General features: G+C 69.6%; 8 protein-coding genes and 1 pseudogene. 5 read left to right on the top strand and 4 right to left on the bottom strand.

Annotation, left to right across the window (positions count from 1 at the left end):
* On the top strand, window positions 1-837 hold an 837-nt coding region (locus AC1DOC_RS12490; RefSeq protein WP_478129880.1), incomplete at its 5' end, for an amidohydrolase family protein.
* Between the two features lie 27 nt (window positions 838-864).
* Here the strand turns inward: AC1DOC_RS12490 and kefC are convergent.
* Window positions 865-2,715: a glutathione-regulated potassium-efflux system protein KefC gene (gene kefC / locus AC1DOC_RS12495; RefSeq protein ID WP_478129881.1), complete on the bottom strand. Its 1,851-nt coding sequence runs from the start codon at window positions 2,713-2,715 to the stop codon at window positions 865-867.
* A gap of 2 nt (window positions 2,716-2,717) precedes the next feature.
* Window positions 2,718-3,413 carry a glutathione-regulated potassium-efflux system oxidoreductase KefF gene (gene kefF, locus AC1DOC_RS12500; RefSeq protein ID WP_278877751.1) on the bottom strand — a complete coding sequence of 232 codons (696 nt, stop codon included), beginning with the start codon at window positions 3,411-3,413 and terminating at the stop codon, window positions 2,718-2,720.
* Window positions 3,414-3,505: 92 nt separating this feature from the next.
* Between kefF and AC1DOC_RS12505 the strand changes: the two genes are divergently transcribed.
* Both AC1DOC_RS12505 and AC1DOC_RS12510 read left to right on the top strand, forming a co-directional pair.
* Window positions 3,506-4,126: a ParA family protein gene (locus AC1DOC_RS12505; RefSeq protein ID WP_062365515.1), complete on the top strand. Its 621-nt coding sequence runs from the start codon at window positions 3,506-3,508 to the stop codon at window positions 4,124-4,126.
* A 52-nt stretch (window positions 4,127-4,178) separates the two neighbouring features.
* On the top strand, window positions 4,179-4,649 hold the full coding sequence (locus tag AC1DOC_RS12510; protein WP_015867167.1) for a MaoC family dehydratase: 471 nt from the start codon (window positions 4,179-4,181) through the stop codon (window positions 4,647-4,649).
* A 9-nt stretch (window positions 4,650-4,658) separates the two neighbouring features.
* Here AC1DOC_RS12510 and trmL read toward each other — a convergent pair whose 3' ends face one another.
* Together trmL and AC1DOC_RS12520 are read right to left on the bottom strand one after the other, a co-directional pair.
* Window positions 4,659-5,120, bottom strand: a complete 462-nt coding sequence (gene trmL / locus AC1DOC_RS12515; RefSeq protein WP_015867166.1) for a tRNA (uridine(34)/cytosine(34)/5-carboxymethylaminomethyluridine(34)-2'-O)-methyltransferase TrmL — start codon at window positions 5,118-5,120, stop codon at window positions 4,659-4,661.
* 19 nt (window positions 5,121-5,139) lie between these two features.
* Window positions 5,140-5,856 carry a ComF family protein gene (locus tag AC1DOC_RS12520; RefSeq protein ID WP_278877748.1) on the bottom strand — a complete coding sequence of 239 codons (717 nt, stop codon included), beginning with the start codon at window positions 5,854-5,856 and terminating at the stop codon, window positions 5,140-5,142.
* A gap of 23 nt (window positions 5,857-5,879) precedes the next feature.
* Between AC1DOC_RS12520 and AC1DOC_RS12525 the strand changes: the two genes are divergently transcribed.
* Both AC1DOC_RS12525 and AC1DOC_RS12530 read left to right on the top strand, forming a co-directional pair.
* A complete protein-coding gene (locus AC1DOC_RS12525) occupies window positions 5,880-6,794 on the top strand; it encodes a class I SAM-dependent methyltransferase (protein WP_018906707.1) in 915 nt (304 codons plus the stop codon).
* A 169-nt stretch (window positions 6,795-6,963) separates the two neighbouring features.
* Window positions 6,964-7,102, top strand: a pseudogene (locus tag AC1DOC_RS12530) (DUF2244 domain-containing protein); the annotation flags it as partial.

A 7,102-nucleotide genomic window follows, 5' to 3' on the forward strand; every position in this document is an offset into this window, starting at 1 on the left:
ATCCACACCCACGCCGAAGTGAGCTGCTTGAACCCGTTCGACAACTACGGCGAGGAATACGACCGCGCCGCCGACAAGTACTTCGTCTACAGCGGCCGGCCCACCATTGCCGAGAGCGTGGCCTACTACCGTGAACGCAGGATCGGGCTGGTGATGTTCATGGTCGATGCCGAATCGAACATGGGCCGCCGCCGCATCCCGAACGAGGAAATCGCCGAAGCCGCACAGAAGAACAGCGACATGATGATCGCCTTCGCGAGCATCGATCCGCACAAGGGCAAGATGGGCGCGCGCGAGGCGCGGCGCCTGATTGAAGAGCACGGCGTGAAGGGCTTCAAGTTCCACCCGACGGTGCAGGCCTTCCACCCCTACGACAAGATGGCCTGGCCGCTGTACGAGGTGATTGCCGAGCACAAGCTGCCGGCCATCTTCCACACCGGCCACAGCGGCATCGGCTCGGGCATGCGCTGCGGCGGGGGCCTCAGGCTGGAGTACAGCAACCCGATGCACCTGGACGACGTGGCCATCGACTTTCCCGACATGCAGATCGTGATGGCGCACCCCAGCTTTCCCTGGCAGGACGAGGCGCTGAGCGTGGCCACGCACAAGCCGAACGTCTGGATCGACCTTTCGGGCTGGAGCCCCAAGTATTTTCCGAAGCAGCTGGTGCAGTACGCCAACACGCTGCTGAAGGACCGCATCCTGTTCGGCAGCGACTATCCGCTGATCACGCCCGACCGCTGGATGAAGGACTTCGAGACCGCCGGCTTCAAGCCCGAGGTGATGCCGGGCATCCTGAAGGGCAATGCGGTCAGGCTGCTGAAGCTGGAGGGCTGAGCGCCAGTAGGCGGGGCCCGGCGCGGGCTACGCGTCCGCCTCTTCCTTTTCCTCGATCAGGTCCCAGTCGAGGCCCGAGCGGCGCTGCCGTTCCTCGCGTTCGCGCGCCATCTGTTCCTCGAACTGCTGGCGGCCGGCCTTGCTGGCCGCGATCAGCTGGGCGCGGTCCTTGTAGTGCGGGTACATCTCGTCGCTGAGCTTGAGGTTCCGGCGGCGAAAGCGCATGGCCGATTCGCGCGCCTCGTGCGCCGGCCAGCCCAGCGCCTCGAGCGCGGTGCGCGCACTGCGCAGCGACGACTCGAACACTTCGCGCTCCACGTCCGTCACGCCGCGGTCGCGCAGCTGGAACAGGTGGTTCACGTTGCGCGCCCGCGCGATGATGCGGGCCTTCGGAAAGTGCTCCTTCACGAGATCGACGATCTCCAGCGACTGCTCGATGTCGTCCACCGCCACCACGATGGCCTTGGCCGTGCCGGCGCCCGCGGTGCGCAGCAGGTCCAGCCGCGTCGCGTCGCCGTAGAACACGCGAAAGCCGAACTGGCGCAGGCCCTCCACGGTGTCGGCGTCGTGGTCGAGCACCGTCACGCGCAGGCCCTGCGATATCAGCATGCGGCCCACGATCTGGCCGTAGCGCCCGAAGCCGCAGATCAGCACCTTGGCGTCCTGCTGCTCCGAAATTTCTTCCAGCTGCGTGCCGTTGCTGCGGCTGTAGCGCGGCAGCACGAACTTGTCGAGCAGCACCAGCAGGAGCGGCGACAGCAGCATCGACAGCGCCACCGCGCCGATCAGGAGCGAGGTGGTCTCGGGCGGCAGTACGTCGGGGCCCGCGGCCTGGAACACCACGAACGCGAACTCGCCGCCTTGCGCCAGCAGCAGCGTGAACACCGGCCGCTCCTGGTAGGCCAGGCCCATGGCCTTGGCCAGCGCGTAGATCACGGCCAGCTTGATGGCCATGAAGCCGACCACCAGCAGCGCCATCAGCCCCGGGCTCGCGATCAGCACGCCGAAGTTGATCGACATGCCCACGGCMATGAAGAACAGSCCCAGCAGCAGGCCCTTGAAGGGCTCGATGTCGGTCTCGAGCTCGCGCCGGTATTCGCTCTCGGCCAGCAGCACGCCGGCAAGGAAGGCGCCCAGCGCCATCGACAGGCCCACGAACTGCATCAGCGCGGCGATGGCCACCACCAGGAGCAGCGCCGCGGCGGTGAAGATCTCGGGCGTGTTGCTGCGCGCGATCCAGCGCAGCAGCGGACGCAGGGCCAGCCGGCCGCCGAGGATGATGCCGGCGATCACGCCGACGATCTTCAGGCCCTCGAGCGTGCGGTCCAGCCCGCTGAGCGACTGCTCGGCCGCCGTGGCGCCGGCCAAGAGCGGCAGCAGCGCGAGGATCGGAATGGCCGCCACGTCCTGGAACAGCAGGATCGAGAAGCCCGCCTGGCCGCTCGGGGTCTTCAGCAGGTTGCGTTCGCCCAGCACCTGCAGCGCGATGGCGGTGGAAGACAGCGCCAGGCCGAGCGCCGCCACCAGCGCCACCCGCCACGCCACGCCCGCGGCAAAGCCGACGGCAAACAGCACCGCGGCGCAGCTCAGCACCTGCGCGGTGCCCCAGCCGAAGATCGGCCGGCGCAGGTTCCACAGGCGCTTGGGTTCGAGCTCCAGGCCCACGAGGAACAGCATCAGCACCACGCCGAATTCGGCGAAATGCAGCACGTCCTCCACGCTGGAGACGAGCCCGAGCCCCCACGGGCCGATCGCGATGCCGGCCACGAGGTAGCCGATGATGGAGCCCAGGCCCAGCGCCTTGGACAGCGGCACCACCAGCACGGCGGCGCCCAGATAGATCAGGCTGTTGGTCAGCCAGGCGGGTGCGTGTTCCATGCTCAGGCCATGCCTTTTTCGTCGTTCTGTTCATCGTTGGCGGCAGACGCCGCCTCGTCCAGGCCATCGGCTTCGGCCGGGCGGTCGGTTTCGGGCACCGGGCAGGCCACGCAGGCGTCGAGCTCCTCGAGCTCGGGCCATTGCGGGTAGCTGCCGAGCCGCTGGGCGAACACCTCGACGTGTGCCGCCACCTCGTCCTCCGCGGCGCTGCGCGCGCCGTGCAAGACCAGCGGCGGCAGGAAGCGCATGCCGCACAGCGCCGCGGTCTGCTCGTAGGGCGGCAGGAAGGCGTCGAAGAAATAGCGGTGGTAGCTCTGGGGGTGGTAGCTCGCCTCGGGGCTTCCCGTGGTGGCGACCAGCCAGCAGTCCTTGCCCTGCAGGGCCGTGCCGCCTGGGCCGTAGGCCCATCCGTAGCTGAGCACGTCGTCGAGCCAGAGTTTTTGCAGCGCCGGCATCGAATACCACTGGATCGGGTGCAGCAGCACCACCAGGCTGGCCCTGGCGAGCCGGGCGTGTTCGGCCTCGACGTCGATCGAGAAGTCCGGGTAGCTGCCGTAGATGTCGTTGACATCGACCCCCGGCACGCCGCGCGCGGCGGCCAGCATGCGCCGGTTCACGCGCGAGTCGCGCCAGTGCGGATGGGCCGCGAGCACGTAGATGCCGCCGGTGTCGCCGGCGGCCGATGTTGTTGTCGTCATGCCGCGAACATAGCGCAGGTTTGGCGCTTGCCGGGGCCGAACGCATCCCGTGTCGCTACGATGCGGAGGTTTCCAGCTCTGGAGGAGATGCTATGCCGGTGGTTCTGGTCGCCAATCCCAAGGGTGGCGTGGGCAAATCGACGCTCGCAACCAACATTGCGGGCTACTTTGCGAGCCGCGGCCATGCGGTGATGCTGGGCGACGTGGACCGCCAGCAGTCCTCGCGCCTCTGGCTGGGCCTGCGCCCGCCGCAGGCGCGGGCCATCGCCACCTGGGAAGCCACCGGCGACAGCGCCGTGGTGCGGCCGCCGCGCGGCACCACGCATGCGGTGCTCGACACCCCCGCCGGCCTGCACGGCTGGCGCTTCAAGGAGGTGCTGGCGCTGGCCGACCGGGTGATCGTGCCGCTGCAGCCGAGCATCTTCGACATCTACGCCACGCGCGATTTCCTCGACCGGCTGAAGGAGCAGCGCCGCGCCGAAAAGACGAAGATCAGCCTCGTGGGCATGCGCGTGAACGCCCGCACCCTGGCGGCCGACCGGCTGCACGAGTTCATCGCCAGCCTTGGCGTGCCGGTGCTGGGCGAACTGCGCGACACCCAAAACTACGTGCAGCTCGCGGCGCGCGGGCTCACGCTGTTCGACATCGCGCCGGGCCGGGTGCAGCGCGACCTGGCGCAGTGGCAGCCGATCTGCGACTGGCTCGAAGGCTGAGGATCGCGGCTGTCGCAAGGCCGACAGCCGCGCCGCCGGCCTTCGCGCCAGAATGCCGCGCATGACCAAAAAGACATTCCAGACGCTCCAGGATCTTGCGGCCTGCGTCGGCCAGGAAGTTGCCGTGAGCGACTGGATCACCATCACGCAAGAGCAGGTGAACCAGTTCGCCGAGGCCACGGGCGACCACCAGTGGATCCATGTCGACATCGAGCGCGCCAAGGCCGGGCCCTTCGGCGGGCCGATCGCCCATGGCTTCCTCACGCTGTCGCTGCTGCCGCGTTTCTTCGAGGCGGCGCTCGATGTGGTCGAGTCGCGCATGGGCGTGAACTACGGCCTGAACCGCGTGCGCTTCATGTCGCCGGTGCCGGTGGGCAAGCGGCTGCGCGCGCGCATGAAGCTGCTCACGGCGGAGCCGATCGCCGACGACGGCATCCAGATGACCTGGGAAGCCACGATCGAGCTCGAAGGCGCGGCCAAGCCGGCCTGCGTGGCCGAATCGGTGGTGCGCCGCTACCGCTGAGGCCTTTGCTCAGCCGAAGCCGTTCTGGCGCCAGGCCTCGAAGACGGTCACCGCCACGGCATTCGACAGATTCAGGCTGCGCTGTCCTTCGCGCATCGGCAGCCGCAGGCGCTGCGGTTCGGCAAAGCCCTCGCGTACAGCGGGGGGCAGGCCGCTGGTCTCCGAGCCGAACACCAGCCAGTCGCCCGGCTGGAAGCGCACGTCGTGCACGGCCCGCGTGCCGCGCGTGGTGAGCGCGAACATGCGCTCGGCGGCCGGCCGCTCGGCCTCGAGCAGCGCCTGCCAGCCGGCGTGGCGCTTCACTTCGGCGTATTCGTGATAGTCGAGCCCGGCGCGGCGCAGCAGGCGGTCGTCCATCGAAAAACCCAGCGGCTCGACCAGGTGGAGCGTGCAGCCGGTGTTGGCGGCAAGGCGGATCACGTTGCCGGTGTTCGGCGGGATTTCGGGCTGGACCAGGACGATATGGAACATGCGCCGATTGTCGCGGTGCTCAATGCGGCGGATCGGTGCGCGCGAACACCAGGGCCGTAACGTGCGCCGCGCCCGCCAGCCGCAGCGCCGCGGCGGCCGCGAACAGCGAGGCACCGCTGGTCATCACGTCGTCGACCAGCACCACGCGCCGGCCTTGCAGCTCGTGGGCGCGCAAGGGCTCTACCGCGAAGGCGCCGCGCAGGTTGCCAAGGCGCTCGGCGCGCGCGAGGCCGCTCTGCGCCGGCGTCTCGCGGGTACGCAGCAGCAGCGCCGCGTCGGTCTTGGCGGGCGCGAGCCGGCGCGCCAGTTCGAGCGCCTGGTTGAAGCCGCGCTCGCGCAGCCGGGCCGGCGCCATCGGCATCGGCAGCACCCGGTCGCATTGCTCCAGCGCCGGCTCCACCCACGGCACGCTGCGCATCAGCGTGGCGAGCGGCCCGGCCCAGCCGGCCTCGCCGTGGAACTTGAATTGAGCGATGCAATCGGGCCAGGGCCACGCATAGGCGCAGGCTGCGAAGCAGGCATCGAGCGGCGGCGGATCGCGCATGCATTCGCTGCACCGCGCCACGCCCTCGGGCACCGGCAGGGCGCAGCTGCCGCAGCGCGCGGCCGGCGGCGCGAAGCGCGCCACGCAGGCATCGCAGATGCGGCGCGAGGGCCATGCGCGGCACACCTCGCACTGGCTGGGCAGCCGTGCGAGCAGAGAGGTCAAAGGCCGGTCGGCCCAACGGCTGAACATGGGCTCAATATACTCACGGCCCCATGGCCACCGACCCCGCAAGAAGACCGCCGACCATCGATCCCACGGCGGCCGCACGCTGGAGCCGGCTCGCGCCCGCCGACGGCTCGCCCTGGCTGCACGAGGAAATCGGCCGCCGCATGGAAGACCGGCTGCAATGGATCAAGGCGCAGCCGCGCACCTGGGCCGACTGGGCGCCGCTGCGCGGCGGCCTCGAGGCGCACGAGCTGGTGGCCCGGCGCTACCGCGAAGCCGCCTGCTTCGTGATCGAACCCGAAGCGAACCTGGCCGCCGCGGCCGGCGAGGCGCTGGCCGCGCCCTGGTGGAGCGCGCGACGCTGGCAGGGCAGCAAGCTGCGCTTCGACGCACCGCCCGAAGACGGCGTGGACCTGCTCTGGGCCAACATGTCGCTGCACATGGCGGCCGACCCCGAGGCGCTCATCGCGCGCTGGCACCGGCTGGTGGCGACCGACGGCTTCCTGATGTTCTCGTGCCTGGGCCCCGACACGGTGCGCGAGCTGCGGGCGCTGCACGCGCGCCTGGGCTGGCCGGCCGCGGGCCACGAATACACCGACATGCACGACTGGGGCGACATGCTGGTGCATGCCGGCTTCGCCGAGCCGGTGATGGACATGGAACGCATCGTGCTCACCTGGGCCACGCCCGAAGCGGCACTGGCCGAGCTGCGCACGCTCGGGCGCAACCTGCATCCGGCGCGCTTCCCGGCGCTTCGCGGCAAGGCATGGCACCAGGCGCTCAAGCACGCATTGCCCGAACTGGCGCCGGCGCAGGAGGGCGGCGGGCGCATCGCGCTGACCTTCGAGGTCATCTACGGCCATGCCTTCAAGCCCGCGCCGCGCGTGGCGCTTTCGGCCGAGAGCGCGGTGTCGCTGCGCGAGATGCGCTCGATGCTGCAGCGCGGGCGGCCGGGCGCCTGAGCGGCGCGCCCGGCTCACTCCCGCATCCGCGACCGGGCGCCTGTGTCTACCCGCTACAATCCGCCGTTGCGTGAAACTCGCGGGTAGTGTTCCGCGAACGAGGTCTGTCCGATCCTGTGGAGACAAGGGGTTGGGCAGCCGTCGACGCACCGATTTGCTGAACTCGCCCGTGTCGAATTCCGTGTTTCGTTTTGCCACCGTTTCAGGCCAGAACATCCACTGGTTCCTGAAGCGCAATTGCTCGGTGACGCCGAGCCAGCTGGGCTGGCTCTACGCCTCGCTGTGCGTGGTATCGCTCGGTATCGGCG

This window comes from Variovorax sp. 01T439_2 (genome assembly GCF_056398445.1).